At 69.6% G+C, this 15,469-nt stretch carries 16 protein-coding genes; 11 read left to right on the top strand and 5 right to left on the bottom strand.

Features of this window, described 5'->3' with window-relative positions; all coding sequences use genetic code 11:
* Positions 1-68: 68 nt before the first annotated feature.
* From E9232_RS25700 to E9232_RS25670, 7 genes are all read left to right on the top strand, one after another.
* Positions 69-506 (top strand): HPr kinase/phosphorylase, encoded by a 438-nt coding sequence (locus tag E9232_RS25700; protein WP_309799092.1) that lies wholly within the window; start codon positions 69-71, stop codon positions 504-506.
* Positions 506-1,393 (top strand): RNase adapter RapZ, encoded by an 888-nt coding sequence (rapZ, locus tag E9232_RS25695; protein ID WP_309798891.1) that lies wholly within the window; start codon positions 506-508, stop codon positions 1,391-1,393. Before E9232_RS25700 ends, rapZ begins: the two co-directional genes overlap by 1 nt.
* Positions 1,394-1,429: 36 nt before the next feature.
* Entirely contained in the window at positions 1,430-1,840 is a 411-nt protein-coding gene (locus E9232_RS25690; RefSeq protein ID WP_309799091.1) for a PTS sugar transporter subunit IIA, read from the top strand.
* Complete coding sequence (locus tag E9232_RS25685; protein ID WP_309798889.1) at positions 1,837-2,139, top strand: HPr family phosphocarrier protein; 303 nt, start codon at positions 1,837-1,839, stop codon at positions 2,137-2,139. The genes E9232_RS25690 and E9232_RS25685 overlap by 4 nt, the downstream gene beginning before the upstream one ends.
* 4 nt (positions 2,140-2,143) lie before the next feature.
* On the top strand, positions 2,144-3,931 hold the full coding sequence (ptsP, locus tag E9232_RS25680; RefSeq protein WP_309798887.1) for a phosphoenolpyruvate--protein phosphotransferase: 1,788 nt from the start codon (positions 2,144-2,146) through the stop codon (positions 3,929-3,931).
* Positions 3,932-3,969: 38 nt separating this feature from the next.
* Entirely contained in the window at positions 3,970-4,743 is a 774-nt protein-coding gene (locus E9232_RS25675; protein ID WP_309798885.1) for a ferredoxin--NADP reductase, read from the top strand.
* 121 nt (positions 4,744-4,864) lie between these two features.
* On the top strand, positions 4,865-5,569 hold the full coding sequence (locus tag E9232_RS25670; protein ID WP_309798883.1) for a glutathione S-transferase family protein: 705 nt from the start codon (positions 4,865-4,867) through the stop codon (positions 5,567-5,569).
* A 10-nt stretch (positions 5,570-5,579) separates the two neighbouring features.
* Here the strand turns inward: E9232_RS25670 and E9232_RS25665 are convergent, their stop codons facing one another.
* On the bottom strand, positions 5,580-6,740 hold the full coding sequence (locus tag E9232_RS25665) for an MFS transporter (protein ID WP_309798882.1): 1,161 nt from the start codon (positions 6,738-6,740) through the stop codon (positions 5,580-5,582).
* 10 nt (positions 6,741-6,750) lie between these two features.
* On the bottom strand, positions 6,751-7,518 hold the full coding sequence (locus E9232_RS25660; RefSeq protein ID WP_309798880.1) for a DeoR/GlpR family DNA-binding transcription regulator: 768 nt from the start codon (positions 7,516-7,518) through the stop codon (positions 6,751-6,753).
* A 182-nt stretch (positions 7,519-7,700) separates the two neighbouring features.
* Here E9232_RS25660 and E9232_RS25655 point away from each other — a divergent pair, with 182 nt between their 5' ends.
* The 4 genes from E9232_RS25655 to E9232_RS25640 all read left to right on the top strand — a co-directional run bounded on the left by E9232_RS25655 (position 7,701) and on the right by E9232_RS25640 (position 12,547).
* Positions 7,701-8,438: a TerC family protein gene (locus E9232_RS25655; RefSeq protein ID WP_309798879.1), complete on the top strand. Its 738-nt coding sequence runs from the start codon at positions 7,701-7,703 to the stop codon at positions 8,436-8,438.
* Positions 8,439-8,574: 136 nt separating this feature from the next.
* Positions 8,575-9,879: an adenosylhomocysteinase gene (ahcY, locus tag E9232_RS25650; RefSeq protein ID WP_309798878.1), complete on the top strand. Its 1,305-nt coding sequence runs from the start codon at positions 8,575-8,577 to the stop codon at positions 9,877-9,879.
* 198 nt (positions 9,880-10,077) lie between these two features.
* Complete coding sequence (locus E9232_RS25645; protein WP_309798876.1) at positions 10,078-11,208, top strand: calcium-binding protein; 1,131 nt, start codon at positions 10,078-10,080, stop codon at positions 11,206-11,208.
* Positions 11,209-11,470: 262 nt separating this feature from the next.
* Positions 11,471-12,547, top strand: a complete 1,077-nt coding sequence (locus E9232_RS25640; protein WP_309798874.1) for a calcium-binding protein — start codon at positions 11,471-11,473, stop codon at positions 12,545-12,547.
* An 11-nt stretch (positions 12,548-12,558) separates the two neighbouring features.
* Here the strand turns inward: E9232_RS25640 and E9232_RS25635 are convergent, their stop codons facing one another.
* From E9232_RS25635 to E9232_RS25625, 3 genes are all read right to left on the bottom strand, one after another.
* Positions 12,559-13,521, bottom strand: coding sequence for a hypothetical protein (locus tag E9232_RS25635; RefSeq protein WP_309798873.1), 963 nt, complete (start codon positions 13,519-13,521; stop codon positions 12,559-12,561).
* 79 nt (positions 13,522-13,600) lie between these two features.
* Positions 13,601-14,755, bottom strand: a complete 1,155-nt coding sequence (locus E9232_RS25630; RefSeq protein ID WP_309798871.1) for an aminotransferase class I/II-fold pyridoxal phosphate-dependent enzyme — start codon at positions 14,753-14,755, stop codon at positions 13,601-13,603.
* 10 nt (positions 14,756-14,765) lie between these two features.
* The gene (locus E9232_RS25625) at positions 14,766-15,383 is read right to left on the bottom strand and encodes a helix-turn-helix transcriptional regulator (RefSeq protein ID WP_309798869.1); all 618 of its coding nucleotides are present in this window, start codon (positions 15,381-15,383) and stop codon (positions 14,766-14,768) included.
* Positions 15,384-15,469 lie beyond the last annotated feature (86 nt).

Genomic DNA, 15,469 nt, shown 5'->3' with positions numbered 1-15,469 from the left:
TCGTCTTGTCCGACCTGTCGCCGTCGCGATTGACAGGGAGGGAGGTGCCAGTCACCTTCCCTCCCGCGATGGCGACGATCCATGCTACCTGCGTCGCAGTCGACGGTCGTGGCGTGCTTTTGCGCGGACCGTCGGGCAGCGGCAAATCCGATCTGGCACTGCGGCTCATCGATGCCGGCGGGCGGCTGGTGGCCGACGACCGCGTGCAGCTGTCGCTCGAAGGCGGGCTGGTGATCGCCCGCCCGCCCGCCATCCTGGCCGGACTGATCGAGGCCCGCGGCTTCGGCCCGATCCCGGTGCCGTTCCTGCCGGAGGTGCCGGTGCTGCTGGTCGCCGACCTGAAGCCGGACGGGGCGATCGAGCGGCTGCCCGAGCCCGGGACCTGCGCCTATCTCGGCATCATCCTGCCGCTGGTCTCGGTCTCGCCCTTCGAGGCCTCGGCCCCGATCAAGCTGCGCTTCGCCCTCGCCGGCCTCGCCGCCCCCGAACGCCGCCTGGCACGATGATGGACACCCCCGACACCGGGACGCGGCCCCAGGCCCGGCACCGCCTCGTCCTGATCAGCGGCCTGTCCGGCGCCGGCCATTCCTCGTCGCTGAAGATCCTCGAGGATCTCGGCCATGAGGCGATCGACAACCTGCCGATCGTGCTGCTCGGCCCGCTGGTCGAGCATGCCGAGGGCCGGCCGATGGCGGTGACCATCGACACCCGCACCCGCGGCTTCTCGGTCGCGGCGCTGGAGGCCGAGATCGCGGTGCTGCGCGCCCGGCGCGACACCGACGTCAAGCTGCTGTTCCTCGATGCCGACGACGAGATCTTGCAGCGCCGCTTCACCGAGACCCGGCGGCGCCACCCGCTGGCGATCGACCGCCCGGTGGCCGACGGCATCCGGCGCGAGCGGCTGGAGCTGCATCCGCTGCGCGCCATGGCCGACGTGGTGCTCGACACATCGCTGACCAGCCCGCAGGATCTGCGGCGGATCGTCGAAGGCCATTTCGGCATCGGCGCCGCGCCCGGGCTGTACGTCTCGGTCGTCTCCTTCTCCTTCAAGCGCGGCCTGCCGCGCGAGGCCGATCTGGTGTTCGACGTCCGCTTCCTCGACAATCCACACTGGGTTCCGGCGCTGCGCCCGCAGACCGGCCAGAACCCCGAGGTGCAGGCGATGATCCGGCGCGACATCCAGTTCGACCCCTTCATGGCGTCGCTGTTCGGCCTGCTCGAACCGCTCCTGCCGCGGTACAACCGCGAGGGCAAGAGCTACCTCACCATCGCCGTCGGGTGCACCGGCGGCAAACACCGATCGGTGTTCGTGGCGGAGACGCTGGCGGCCTGGCTGGACGGCCAGGGCTACCGCCGCGGCCTGATCCACCGCGACATGCCGGCGCCGGGCTGACAGGAAGGCAATCAGACCAACATGACCACCCACCCCATGATCGGCATGGTCCTCGTGACCCATGGTCGCCTCGCCGATGAGTTCGTCGCGGCGATGGAGCACGTGGTGGGCGCCCAGCCCCAGGTCGCCACGGTCTGCATCGGCCCCGAGGACGACATGGAGCAGCGCCGGGCCGAGATCCTGGAGAAGGTGACCACGGTCGATGGCGGGCGCGGCGTGGTGCTGTTGACCGACATGTTCGGCGGCACGCCCTCGAACCTGGCGATCTCGATCCTCGACCGCGCCAATGTCGAGGTCATCGCCGGCATCAACCTGCCGATGCTGATCAAGCTGGCCTCGGTGCGCAAGACCGACACCCTGACCGACGCGGTGACCAGCGCCCGCGAGGCCGGCCAGAAATACATCAGCGTCGCGTCGGCGCTGCTGAGGCCGGAGAAGAAAAAATGAGTGGCCCGACGTCCCCGGACGCGGCCATGGACCGGCTGACCAAGACCGTCACCATCATCAACCAGCGCGGGCTGCATGCCCGGGCGGCGGCGAAGTTCGTCAAGCTGGCGGCCGAGTTCGAGGCCGAGATCTGGGTCGAGCGCAACGGCAGCGAGGTCGGCGGCCAGTCGATCATGGGGCTGATGATGCTGGCGGCCGGCCCGGGCAGCACGATCGACATCGCCGCCACCGGCGCGCAGGCGGAAGCGGCGCTGGCGGCGTTGGTGTCGCTGGTCGAACGCGGCTTCGACGAGGATTGATCCCATGGCGATGGAGATCGCCGACATTCCGGCCCCGGCCCCGAACCGCGAAGTGGCGCTGACCGGCTTGGCCGTGTCCGGCGGCATTGCCATCGGCCCGGCCCATCTGATCGAGAGCGGCGTCGAACAGGTGGCGGAGTACCGGCTGGACGAGGCCGACCTGGCGGCCGAGCGCGAGCGCTTCGCCGAGGCGCTGGCCAAGGCCCGGCGCCAGATCAAGAAGCTGAAGGCCAAGGCCCAGGGGCTGCCGGAGCAGGCGGCGGAGGACATCGGCTACCTGCTCGACGCCCATGCCGCGATCCTGTCCGGGTCGCGCCTGCTGCGCGGCGTCGAGACCCGCATCGCCGAGGAGCGCGTCAACGCCGAATACGCCGTGCAGTCGGAGATTGCGGCGCTGGCGGTGCAGTTCGCGGCGATGGACGACAGCTACCTGGCGAGCCGGATCGACGACATCCGCGAGGTCGGCGCCCGGCTGATCCGCAACCTGACCAAGCGCCAGTTCCAGGCCTTCGCCAACCTGCCCGAGGGCAGCATCGTGCTGGCCGAGGAGATCACCCCGGCCGATACCGCCCTGATGGACCCGCGCCGCGTCGTCGGCTTCGCCGCGGCGCTGGGCGGGGCCCAGAGCCATACCGCGATCATGGCGCGGTCGCTCGGCCTGCCGGCGGTGCTGGGCGTGCCCGGCCTCTTGGTCGGCATCCGCTCGGGGCAGATGGTGATCGTCGACGGCAGCGCCGGCCGCGTCATCATCGACCCGACCCCGGAGACCCTGGCCGCCTTCCGCATCCGGCGCGACCTGCAGCGCGCCGACCGCAAGCAGCTGCACGCCCTGGTCGGCCTGCCTGCCCGCACCCGCGACGACGTCACCATCACCCTGTCGGCCAACATCGAGCTGCCGCGCGACGCCCAGGTGGCCACCGACCTGAACGCGGCCGGGGTCGGGCTGCTGCGCACCGAGTTCATGTTCATGAACCGGGACGACCTGCCGACCGAGGAGGAGCAGTACGCGACCCTGAGCGGCATGGTCGACGCCATGGCCGGCAAGGTCGTCACCATCCGCACCCTCGACCTCGGTGGCGACAAGATCGCGGCCGCGCTGGGCGGCCGCTTCGCCGAGATCGCGAATCCGGCGCTGGGCCTGCGCGCCATCCGGCTGTCGCTGAAGGAGCCGAAGCTGCTGGAGGCGCAGCTGGCCGCCATCCTGCGGGCCGGGGCGCACGGGCCGATCCGCGTCCTGCTACCGATGATCACCACCATCGGCGAGATCCGAACCGTCAAGGCGGCGCTGGACCGGACGATGCGGCGGCTGCGGCGGCGCAAGGTGCCGGTGCCGGCCGCGATGCCGCCGCTGGGGGTGATGATCGAGGTGCCGGGCGCGGCCCTGATCGCCGACGCCCTGGCGCGCGAGGTCGACTTCTTCGCCATCGGCACCAACGACCTGGTGATGTACACGCTGGCCGCCGACCGCGGCGACGAATCCGTGGCCCATCTCTACGACCCGCTGCACACCTCGGTGCTGCGGCTGGTGCAGTTCACGGTCGAGGCCGCGCTGCGCGCCCGCATCCCGGTCAGCGTCTGCGGCGAGATCGCCGGCGATCCGCGCTTCACCGCGCTGCTGGTGGGCCTGGGCATCCGCGACCTGTCGATGGCGCCCTTGCGGCTGCTGGAGGTCAAGCGCCGGATCCTGACGCTGGACAGCGTCGCCGCCGCCCGGCGCGCCCGGATGATGCTGGACCAGACCGATTCCGGCCGCATCGCCGCGCTGCTGGACGACTTCAACGAGGGCGGCTGAAGATACCGGGCAACGGCGCCTTCGCTGGGAGGGATGCGATGTCGACCATGAACACCGAACGCGTGCTGGAGGTCCGCCACTACACGGACCGGCTGTTCTCGTTCAAGACCACGCGCGACCCGGCGTTCCGGTTCCTCAACGGCCAGTTCACCATGATCGGGCTGGAGGTCGACGGCAAGCCGCTGCTGCGCGCCTATTCCATGGCCTCGTCCAATTACGAGGACAATCTGGAGTTCTTCTCGATCAAGGTGGCGGACGGCCCGCTGACCTCGCGGCTGCAGAACATCCGGGTCGGCGACCACGTCCTGGTCGGCCGCAAGCCGGTGGGCACCCTGATCCAGGACAGCCTGCTGCCCGGCCGCACCCTGTATCTCTGCGCCACGGGCACCGGCCTGGCCCCGTTCCTGAGCGTGATCAAGGACCCCGAGGCCTATGAGCGGTACGAGAATGTGGTGCTGGTCCACGGCACCCGCTTCATCGCCGAGCAGGCCTATGACGACTTCATCACCCGGGTGCTGCCGCAGGACGAGTTCATCGGCGAGATGGTGCGGGCCAAGCTGAGATACTATCCGACCGTGACGCGCGAGCCCTATGTCCACAACGGCCGCATCACCGCGCTGCTGGAATCGGGCCAGCTGCCGGCCGATCTGGGGCTGCCGCCGCTGAACCGGGACAGCGACCGGGTGATGATCTGCGGGTCGCCGGTGTTCCTGAAGGACCTGGTCGCGATGCTGCACCAGCGCGGCTTCGAGGAAGGCGCCAACAATCGGCCCGGGCATTTCGTGGTCGAGAAGGCCTTCGTGGAGAAATAGGCTGGGGGCGCGTCGTCCGGTTGCGGCCGTAGCCGGGGCGACATCCTTGTGCAATCCCGGCGGCCCAGCATCACCCTGGAAGCCCGGCGGATGGCGCCGGGCATGGCAGGGAATCCCGCCCATGCGTGTCCGGACGCTCAAGCTGTACCACTATCCCGCCGTGCGCAGCGCCCGGGTGAAGTGGCTGCTGCACGAACTGGTCGGCGACGCTTTCGAGCTGGAGGTCGTCGACCTCTATGAGGGCGAGCAGTACAGCCCCCGCTATCTCGACATCAACCCGAACCATGGCGTGCCGGCGCTCGAGATCGTCACCGAGGATGGCCGGTCCACCCGCATGCTGGAAAGCGGCGCGATGGTGGTGGTGCTGGCGGACAGCTTTCCGGAAAAGGGCCTGGCCCCCGTGCCCGACGGCTTCTCGCCGGAGCGCGCCGACTATTTGCAGGCGATCCATTTCTGCGGCGCTGCCATGGACATGATGCTGTGGCAGATCCGCATCCACGAGCACATCCTGCCCGATCGCGAGCGGGACGACCGCACCATCCAGCGCTACCGCCACAAATTTGCCGGCGAGGTCGAACCCCAGCTGAAGCGCCAACTGGAGGCCGGCGGCTTCGCCTGCGGCGGCCGCTTCTCCGCCGCCGACTGCGTCATCGGGCACGGCGTGATGTGGGCCCGGGCCTACCAGCTGTGCGGCGATCCGGTGTTCGCGGACTACATCGCGCGGCTGTCGCAGCGCCCCGCCTTCCAGAGCGCCTTCGCCGATCTGGGGGGCTTCACCCTGGCGGTGCCGCGCGATGCCCCGGTGGTCGAGCTCCTGACCGGCTGAGCGCTGCCCCCTAGACCCGCACCGCCCGGGCCGCGGCGGCGGTGGCGACCAGCAGCACTGCCACAAGGCCGAGCGCGAGCGGCAGGCCGAGATGGTCGGCGACGAAGCCGATCGCCGCCGGGCCGGCCAGGATGCCGCAATAGCCGAGCGTGGCGATGGTCGAGATCGCCAGCCCGGGGTCGGTTCCCGGCACCCGGCCGGCGGCGCTGAACAGCACCGGCACGACGTTGGCGGCGCCGACCCCGACCAGGAAGAAGCCGACCAGGCCGGCCACCGGCCAGGGCACCAGGATCGCCAGCAGGAAGCCCGCCGCCGCCAGGGCGGAGCCGAGGCGGACCACGGTCTCGCCGCCGAAGCGGCTGGTGATGCCGTCGCCGGTCAGCCGCATCACCGCCATCGCCACCGCGAAGACGGCGTAGCCGAGCCCCGCCACCGACGGGTCCTGGCCGCGAGCCTCGTGCAGGAACACCGCGCTCCAGTCCAGCACCGCGCCTTCGGCCTGGAACAGCACGAAGGTCAGCAGGCCGAGCACCAGGATCAGGCCGCGCGGCAGGCTGAGGCGCAGCCCCGCCCGGGTCCCGCCGCGCTCCGGCGGCAGCATCGACCCGGCCTGGGACAGCAGCAGCGCCAGCATCAGGCCGCTGACGATCAGGGCCGCGGTCAGCGGCGTGAGGCCGAGGCCGAGCAGCAGGCTGGTGCCGCCGGCGCCGAACAGGCCGCCGACGCTGAACATGCCGTGGAAGGAGGACATCACCGGCCGAGCGCCCCGCGCCTCCACCGCCGTGGCCTGGACGTTCATCGCCACATCCATCGACCCGGTGGCGGCGCCGAACAGGAACAGCGCCAGGGCCAGCAGCGGCGCGTCCGGCGCCAGGATGATCAGCGGCAGCGACAGGCAGATCACCAGCCCGCCCAGGGTGGTGATCAGCCGGCTGCTGAAGCGGGCGGCGAGGAAGCCGGCCAGCGGCATCGCCACCATCGCCCCAGCGCCGAGGCCGAGCAGGGTGAGGCCCAGCATGCCGTCGTCGAGCCCCAGCCGGGCCTTGGCCAGCGGCACCTGCGGCGCCCAACTGGCGGTGACGGTGCCGCAGACCAGGAACATGGCGCGGGTGGCGAGGCGCGCGGCGCGCGGGTCGGCGGTCTTCCCCTCCGCTTGGGCGAGGCTGGTCATGACGGCTCCGTCAGGCGAGAAGCAAGGTGAGGCCGGCCTTGCGGTAGGCGGCCAGGATGCGGGCGTCGACCGCCCGTTCGGTGATCAGCGCATCCAGCCGGTCGACGGCCAGGATCGGGAACGGGGCGGCGGTGCCCAGCTTGTCGGCGGTGACGACCGCGGCGACCCGGCCGGCGCAAGCGGCCATGCGGCGCTTCACCAACGCCTCCTCATGGTCCATGGCGCCGAGCCCGGCCTCGAGGTCGAGGCTGCAGACCCCGAGCAGGCAGAGATCGGCGCGCAGGCCTTCGAGCGCGGCCAGCACCGAGGTGCCGACCGTCACCTGGCCGCCCTTGTCGACCCGGCCGCCGAGCAGCACCACCTCGACCGTCGGGTGCCGGGTCAGGGCCAGCGCCGCGGGCAGGTTCGGCGTCACGATGGTGGCGCGCAGGTCGGGCGGCAGCGCCTCGGCCACCGCCAGCATGGTGGTGCCGCCGTCGAGCAGCACCACCTCGCCGGGCCGGATCAGCCCCGCCGTCACCCGCCCCAGCGCCGCCTTCGCCTCCGGCCGCGATTCGGCGCGCAGGTCGAAGGACCCGGCGGCTGGCGTCAGCGGCAGCGCCCCACCATGGACGCGGCGCACCGCCCCGTTGCGGGCGAGGTCGTTGAGGTCGCGCCGGATGGTGTCCTCCGACACGCCCAGCGCAGCGCTGGCGGCGGTGGCCAGGATCTTGCCGTCGAGGGCGAGGAGGTCGAGCAGGCGGCGGCGGCGCTCGTCGGGCAACAGGATGTCGGTCATGGCGATGTCCGCATGAGGTCGGCCAATCATGCATGATCATGCACGAACACGCAACCTCGGGCAGGAAGCCTGACCATCACCGGACCACGACGCGGCGAAAGATCCAACATGAACTTCTGGTAATCCTGGGACTGTCGCCCCATATCCCGGCGGCTTTCAGCCAAAACGGAGACCGACGAGCCGTGCTCGAATTCCTCGCCGATCCCCAGATCTGGGCCAGCTTCCTGACTCTGGCGGTGCTTGAGATCATCCTCGGCATCGACAACATCATCTTCATCGCCATCGCCACCGAGAAGCTGCCGGAGGCGCAGCGCGCCTCGGCCCGGCGGACCGGCCTGATCCTGGCGCTGCTGCTGCGCCTGGTGTTCCTGGCGATGATCTCCTGGATCATCGGCCTCACCGCGCCGGCGTTCTCCGCCTTCGGCCTCGTGGTGTCGTGGCGCGACCTGATCCTGCTCGGCGGCGGCCTGTTCCTGCTCTACAAGGCGACGATCGAGATCCACGCCGCGATCGAGGAGAAGGAAGAGGGCCACGCCATCAAGGCGGCCAGCTTCGCCGCGATCATCGGCCAGATCATCATCCTCGACCTGGTGTTCTCGCTCGACAGCGTGATCACCGCGGTCGGCATGACCAACAACCTGCCGGTGATGTACGCCGCGGTCATCGTCGCGGTGGGCACCATGCTGTGGGCGTCCGGCCCGATCAGCGGCTTCGTCCACCGCCACCCCACGGTGAAGATGCTGGCGCTGGCCTTCCTGCTGCTGGTCGGCGTGGCCCTGATCGCCGACGGGCTGCAGTTCCACATCCCGCGCGGCTACCTGTACTTCGCCATCGCCTTCTCGCTCGGCGTCGAGGCGCTGAACCTGCTGGCCAAGCGCCGCCACGCGAAGAAGGCCGGGACGGCGAAGGACTTGGCCTGACCTGATGCCCCGCCCCTCCCTGCCACGTCGCGGGGAGGGGTGAAAATCAAACATATAAAGATGTCTTTATGCTTGTGGCGGACGGGCGCCGCTGCTACACCCTGCGCCAATTCCGCATTTGCCGCAGGAGCATCCGATGCCTGACGCCACCACCTTCACCGACTACAAGGTCAAGGATCTCAGCCTCGCCGATTGGGGCCGCAAGGAGATCGCGATCGCCGAGACCGAGATGCCCGGCCTGATGGCGCTGCGGGCGGAGTTCGGCCCGTCGCAGCCGCTGAAGGGCGCCCGCATCGTCGGCTGCCTGCACATGACCATCCAGACCGCCGTGCTGATCGAGACGCTGACGGCGCTCGGCGCCACCGTCCGCTGGTCGTCCTGCAACATCTTCTCGACCCAGGACCAGGCCGCCTCGGCCATCGCCGCCGCCGGCGTCCCGGTCTTCGCCTGGAAGGGCGAGACCGAGGAGGAGTTCTGGTGGTGCATCGAGCAGACCCTGCGCGGCCCGGGCGGCTGGACCCCGAACATGATTCTGGACGATGGCGGCGACGTCACCCAGCTCATGCACGACAAGTATCCGGAGATGCTGAACGACGTCCGCGGCCTGTCCGAGGAGACCACCACGGGCGTGCACCGCCTGTATGAGATGATGAAGAAGGGCACCCTCAAGGTCCCCGCCATCAACGTCAACGACAGCGTCACCAAGTCGAAGTTCGACAACCTCTACGGCTGCCGCGAGAGCCTCGTCGACGGCATCAAGCGCGCTACCGACGTGATGATGGCCGGCAAGGTCGCGGTCGTCGCCGGATACGGCGATGTCGGCAAGGGCTCGGCCGCCTCGCTGCGCAGCCAGGGCGCCCGGGTCATGGTCACCGAGATCGACCCGATCAACGCCCTGCAGGCGGCGATGGAAGGCTACCAGGTCCTGACCATGGACGAGGCCGCCTCGCTGGGCGACATCTTCGTCACCGCGACCGGCAATGTCGACGTGATCACGCTCGACCACATGCGGCAGATGAAGGACCGCGCCATCGTCTGCAACATCGGCCACTTCGACAGCGAGATCGAGATCGAGGGCCTGCGCAACTACAAGTGGGAAGAGGTCAAGCCGCAGGTCGACGAGGTCATCTTCCCGGACGGCAAGCGCCTGATCGTCCTGGCCCAGGGCCGGCTGGTCAACCTCGGCTGCGGCACCGGCCACCCGAGCTTCGTGATGTCAGCCAGTTTCACCAACCAGGTGCTGGCCCAGATCGAGCTGTGGCAGAACCATGCCAATTACGAGCGCAAGGTCTACGTCCTGCCGAAGCACCTCGACGAGAAGGTCGCGGCGCTGCACCTGGAGAAGATCGGCGCCAAGCTGACCACGCTGACGCCGAAGCAGGCCGCCTATATCGGCGTGCCGAGCGAGGGCCCGTACAAGCCGGACCACTACCGCTACTGATCCCGGCCCGTCAGGTCCGGAACCGACCCAGCCCCCGCCTCCGGCGGGGGCTTTTTCTTGCCCGGTCAAAATCAGCATATCCAGATATGCAATATCGCGGATTTATCTTTTTTATGCCCAAATAAAGCCGCCAACGCAATCTAACGTCCCTTTCGGACGCGGGCGCTGATATTTAATTCCTATTCGTTGGGGGACTTCATGACCACATTCACAGGCACGAGCGGCGACGACATCCTGCCGCCGTTCAATTCCAACAACTCCGGCGACGACATCTTCCAGGGCCTGGCCGGGAACGATCAGGTCGACGCCGGCGGCGGCAACGACCTGGTCTATGGCGGCGACGGGGACGACTATGTCCAGGGCGGCGGCGACGATGACACCGTCTATGGCGGGGCCGGGACCGACTACATGGATGGCGGTGGCGGCGACGACTATCTCGACGGCGGCACCGGCAATGACACCATGGTCGGCAATTTCGGCGACGACACCTACATCGTCGATTCCGCTGCCGACGTCATCACCGAGTACACGGCCACCGACGGCGTCGACACGGTCTATTCCAGCGTCACCTACACGATGCCGCATTTCGTCGACCGCCTGATCCTGACCGGCAGCGCCGCCATCAACGCCACCGGGACCGCCGATGCCGACACCCTGGTCGGCAACACCGGCGACAACATCCTGATCGGGCTGGCCGGCACGGACTTCCTGTCCGGCGGCGACGGCAACGACAGGCTCTTCGGCGGGGCCGGCCCGGACACGCTGGACGGCGGCAACGGCTTGGATGCCGCCTATTACAGCGACAGCACGGTCGGCGTCACCGTCAGCCTCGCCTCCGGCATCGGGCTCGGCGGCTCCGCCCAGCACGACACGCTGATCAACATCGAAAACCTGTCCGGGTCGGGCTACGCCGACGCGCTGACCGGCAGCAACGGCGCCAACGTCCTGCGCGGCAACGGCGGAAATGACGTGCTGCTGGGCAATGGCGGCCAGGACATCATCGGCGGCGACGCCGGGGCGGACAAATTCCTCTACGCCGCCACGACCGACAGCGCGGTCGGCGCGACTGCGGACCGCATCCTGGACTTCACCTCGTCCCAGGGCGACAAGATCGACCTGCACCTGATCGACGCCAAGACCACGGTGGCGGGCGACCAAGCCTTCACCTTCATCACCGGCGCCTTCACCGGTGTGGCGGGCCAGTTGCACGCCATCGTCTCCGGCGCCGACACGCTGGTCGAAGGCGACGTCAACGGCGACGGGACGGCAGATTTCCAGATCAAGCTGTCCGGCCTGCCGACCCTGGTCGCCGGGGATTTCATCCTCTGACCTGCCATCCCTGACTCAGGGAGCTATTCCGTCGGGATACCGTCGAAATCAGCCTCGACCCGGTCGCCGGGTCGAGGCTGAGCCGATCGCGGTCTTGTCGGCCACGACCGCCGGCGAGAGCGGCTCGGCGCCGAAGCAGCCATGCATGCAGACGAATATCTCGGATTCTTCGCGTTTGTGCCCAAATAAAGCCGCCAATACAAACTAACTTCCGCTTCGGAAACGGGGGCCGATATTTAATTCCTAATTGCTGAGGGACTTCATGACCACATTCACAGGCACCAACGGCGACGACATGCTGCCGACCGGCAGCGACCCCAATGGTGGCGACGATATCTTCTTCGGCCTCGACGGCAACGATGACCTCAACATGGGCATCGGCAACGACCAGGGCTTCGGCGGCAACGGCAACGACCATATCGACGGCGGTGGCGGCGACGACTATCTCGATGGCGGCGCCGGCGACGACAACATGGTCGGCAATTTCGGCGACGACACCTACATCGTCGACTCCATCGGCGACACGGTCACCGAATTCTCGGCCACCGACGGCATCGACACGATCTATTCCAGCGTCACCTACACGATGCCGCACTTCGTCGACCGCCTGATCCTGACCGGCAGCGCCGCCATCAACGCCACCGGAACCGCCGATGCCGACACCCTGGTCGGCAACACCGGCGACAACATCCTGACCGGGCTGGCCGGCACGGACTTCCTGTCCGGCGGCGACGGCAACGACAGGCTGTTCGGGGGCCTCGGGCCGGACGTGCTGGACGGCGGCAACGGCTCGGATGCCGTCTACTACATCGACAGCACGGTCGGCGTCACCGTCAGCCTGGTCTCCGGCGCCGGCATCGGCGGCACCGCCCAGGGCGATTCGCTGATCAACATCGAAAGCCTGTCGGGATCGTCCTTCGCCGACACGCTGACCGGCAACAGCGGCGCCAACATCCTGCGCGGCAATGGCGGAAATGACGTGCTGCAGGGCAATGGCGGCCAGGACGTCATCGGCGGCGACGCCGGGGCGGACAGGTTCGTCTACGCCGCGATCACCGACAGCGCGGTAGGCGTGAATGCGGACCGCATTCTGGACTTCAGCTCGTCCCAGGGCGACAAGATCGACCTGCATCTGATCGACGCCAACACCACCGTGGCGGGCGACCAGGCCTTCACCTTCATCGCCGGCGCCTTCACCCATGTGGCGGGCCAGCTGCACGCCATCGGCTCCGGCGCCGACACGCTGGTCGAGGGCGACGTCAACGGCGACGGGACGGCGGACTTCCAGATCAAGCTGTCCGGCCTGCCGACCCTGGTTGCCGGTGACTTCATCCTCTGACGATCTGACGGCTATTCCGTCGGGATGCCGTCGAAATCGGTCTCGACCGTCAGGTCGTTCTGGTCGGCGCAGGTGAAGCGCGCCGACCCGGCGACCGGGTCGAGGCTGGTCAGCGTCAACGTCCCGCTAGCCTGCTGGTCGCAGCCGTCGAGCGAATCGCTGCCGGCCTCGAGGCTGAAGGAGACGCCGTAGCCGGTCGCGGTCTTGTCGGCCGCGACCGCCTGCGAGAACGGCTTGAGATCATGGGCGCCGAGGCTGGCGTCCTTCGGCAGCGCGACGACCACGGCACCGACCGGCATCTTCTGCTTGGTGCCGTGGACGTCGCGGTCCTGCTCCAGATACAGCAGCAGCAGGCGGCTGCCCGCGGCCTGCTTCTTGGCGGTGCCCGTGCCGGTGATGGTGGCGTTGACCGGCGCCCCGACCACGGTGCTGACCCGGCCGGGCCCGGGCTCGCCGCCCGGCTCGGACGGCACCACCTGGCCGGCGTCGACCGGCACCGCGTCGAAGGTCAGCGACAGCGTCGCCTCCGTCGAATCGCGGCAGGTGAAGTTCAGCGTGCCCGCGAAGGGCCCGGCCGCGGTCAGTTCCACCTTGCCCTGGGTGACCAGACGGCAATCGCGCACCCGCGACCCGTCCGACCCCATGGCCACATACAGCGCGCCGGCGGATTTGCCTTCCTTGTCGCGCCGCGCCGTGTCGTAGCTGCCGACGGCCAGGCTGCCCGGCGCCGCATCGGCCGGCAGCAGCAGCTGGATCTGCCGGGTGCGGATCACGCCTTCACCGGTCGAGGTCAGGCCGAGCACGAACCGCCCGCGATCATCCTTCACCGCCGCCGCGAATCCCTCGATCGCCGAGGTCTCGCCGCCCGGCCCTTCGACGGTGCCGCGAAAGGTGCCGAGGGTCTGGTTGTCCGCCGCCGCCGCGGGCAGGGCCGGGGCCAGGAGCAGCAGGGCGAGGGCGAGGCGACGCAGCATGGGCGCATTTCCGGTGGTGACGCCGCACCCTACACGCTGCGGCACCGCCGCGCCTCCCCGCCATCGCGTCGCAGGATCGTCAGGCCGCCGCCAGATGCGCCTCCAGCGCCGCCAGCGCCGACGGCGTCTTGGTCCGGCCGAAGCCGATGCGGAAACGGTCTGCCGGCACCGGGCCGAGGGTGGAGCGGTAGACCGAGGCCGGCAGCAGCAGCACGCCGGAGCGTTCGACCACATCGGCGGTGAAGGCCTCCACCCCCTCCGCCCCGCGGTAGCGCGGATAGGCGATGCAGCCGGCCGCCGGCGCCTGCCATTCGAAGCGGTCGGCATGGCGGGCGAAGAACGCCTCCAGCAACGGCAGGTTGGCGGCGATCAGGGCTTGGTTGCGGGCCAGGATGCGGTCGCGCGCGCCGAGGGCGATGACGCCCAGCGCCTCGCTCGGCGCCGGGCTGCAGATGGTGGTGTAGTCCTTCAGCCGCTCAATCCGGCGCAGCAGGTCGCGGTCGCGGCAGGCCAGCCAGCCGAGGCGCAGCCCGGGCAGGCCGTAGGCCTTGGACAGCACCCCGATCGACAGCCCGCGCTCATAGGCCTCGGCGATCGCCGGCAGCCGGTCCTCCGGCCGCCGCTCCAGCCCGCGATAGACCTCGTCCGACAGGATCCAGATGCCGCGCGACCGGGCGATGTCGACCACCGCATCGAACACCGCACGGGTCGGCAGGTATCCGGTCGGGTTGTGCGGTAGGTTCAGCAGGATGGCCCTGGTGTTCGGCCGCAGCGATGCGGCCAGCCGGTCGGGGTCCAGTGCCCAGCCGCCCGCGGCGTCGGGGGCCGGCTCCAGCAGCACGCCGGTGACGGCGCAGAGGCTGGCGGTCACCGATTCGAGCGACTGGTAGGTCGGGGTCAGGACGACCGCATGGTCGTCGGGGCCGAGCAGCGCCTGCAGCGCCAGGAAGATCCCCTCCTCCGCCCCGACCGTGACCAGCACGTCGTCGGCCGTGAGTCCGCCCTGGGGGCCGTCATAGGTGCCCGCGATCGCCGCCCGCAGCGCCGGGGCGCCGCGGGTTTCGGTGTAGCCGAGCCACAGCTGGTCCCAGGCCTCGCGCTGATCCGGCGTCGCCAGGGCCAGCAGCTCGCCCAGCGTCATCGACTGCATGTCGGAGGGGCAGAGGTGGTGCCTGGCGGTGAACTCCCAGCGGGCGAAATAGCTTTCCAGGGCGAATTCGGGCAGGCGGCGCATCGTGATGTCCTCAGGCGGCGAGTCTTGACCGCGCAGCGGCGCGGTCGGCGTAGAGGGTGGCGCGGGAGATGCCGAGCTGGCTGGCGACATAGGCCGCGGCGTGGCGCATCTCCAGCAGGCCTTCGGCGTCGATCGCGGCGACCAGGGCGACCCGCCCGGCGCGGTCCAGCCGGTCGGCGGACAGGCCGGCGGCGGCCAGCCGGTCGCGCAGGATCAGGTTGACCGCCTCGCGCCAGTCGCGCCGGAACAGCGCCTCCGGCCGCGGCGCCACCGGCGGGAACAGCCCGGCCAGCAGCCGCGCCGCGGCGTCGAACCGGCCGAGGCCGAGATTGACGCACAGCAGCCCGGCCGGGCGCCCATCCTCGCCCGGCAGCACGGCGCTGACCGAGCGGATGCGGTCGCCGGACGGCCCGGCCTTCTCATAGGGGCCGAGCACCGCCTTGCCGGGCGCCAGGTCCCCGGCTTCCAGGTCGAGCAGCGACGCGTCCCCGACCCGGCGGCGGGACAGCGGGTTGACGATCTGCGCGATCCGGTCGGTGGCGAGGTCGTGGACCACCACCTCCGCCTCCGGGCCGAGCAGCGCCGCGATCGCCTCGGCGACCGTCTCGTAGCGCGAATGCCAGTTCATACAAACTGTCTAGATCAGATGGTTCGTATGAGTCCAGATCCGCGATTGACTCCGCCACACCGGCCGGATTGATCGGGACAATGTTC

Origin of the sequence: Inquilinus ginsengisoli, from assembly GCF_031453975.1 — a bacterium.
Classification (GTDB): domain Bacteria; phylum Pseudomonadota; class Alphaproteobacteria; order DSM-16000; family Inquilinaceae; genus Inquilinus; species Inquilinus ginsengisoli_A.
Note: the sequence above shows the minus strand (reverse complement) of the source record. Positions and strands in the feature narration are given on the sequence as shown.

Excerpts from the sequence above, each read along its gene's own strand:
- E9232_RS25700 (WP_309799092.1), top strand. The coding sequence starts at position 69 with ATGGCGACGATCCATGCTACCTGCGTCGCAGTCGACGGTCGTGGCGTG.
- rapZ (WP_309798891.1), top strand. The coding sequence starts at position 506 with ATGGACACCCCCGACACCGGGACGCGGCCCCAGGCCCGGCACCGCCTC.
- E9232_RS25690 (WP_309799091.1), top strand. The coding sequence starts at position 1,430 with ATGATCGGCATGGTCCTCGTGACCCATGGTCGCCTCGCCGATGAGTTC.
- E9232_RS25685 (WP_309798889.1), top strand. The coding sequence starts at position 1,837 with ATGAGTGGCCCGACGTCCCCGGACGCGGCCATGGACCGGCTGACCAAG.
- ptsP (WP_309798887.1), top strand. The coding sequence starts at position 2,144 with ATGGCGATGGAGATCGCCGACATTCCGGCCCCGGCCCCGAACCGCGAA.
- E9232_RS25675 (WP_309798885.1), top strand. The coding sequence starts at position 3,970 with ATGTCGACCATGAACACCGAACGCGTGCTGGAGGTCCGCCACTACACG.
- E9232_RS25670 (WP_309798883.1), top strand. The coding sequence starts at position 4,865 with ATGCGTGTCCGGACGCTCAAGCTGTACCACTATCCCGCCGTGCGCAGC.
- E9232_RS25665 (WP_309798882.1), bottom strand. The coding sequence starts at position 6,740 with ATGACCAGCCTCGCCCAAGCGGAGGGGAAGACCGCCGACCCGCGCGCC.
- E9232_RS25660 (WP_309798880.1), bottom strand. The coding sequence starts at position 7,518 with ATGACCGACATCCTGTTGCCCGACGAGCGCCGCCGCCGCCTGCTCGAC.
- ahcY (WP_309798878.1), top strand. The coding sequence starts at position 8,575 with ATGCCTGACGCCACCACCTTCACCGACTACAAGGTCAAGGATCTCAGC.
- E9232_RS25645 (WP_309798876.1), top strand. The coding sequence starts at position 10,078 with ATGACCACATTCACAGGCACGAGCGGCGACGACATCCTGCCGCCGTTC.
- E9232_RS25640 (WP_309798874.1), top strand. The coding sequence starts at position 11,471 with ATGACCACATTCACAGGCACCAACGGCGACGACATGCTGCCGACCGGC.
- E9232_RS25635 (WP_309798873.1), bottom strand. The coding sequence starts at position 13,521 with ATGCTGCGTCGCCTCGCCCTCGCCCTGCTGCTCCTGGCCCCGGCCCTG.
- E9232_RS25630 (WP_309798871.1), bottom strand. The coding sequence starts at position 14,755 with ATGCGCCGCCTGCCCGAATTCGCCCTGGAAAGCTATTTCGCCCGCTGG.
- E9232_RS25625 (WP_309798869.1), bottom strand. The coding sequence starts at position 15,383 with ATGAACTGGCATTCGCGCTACGAGACGGTCGCCGAGGCGATCGCGGCG.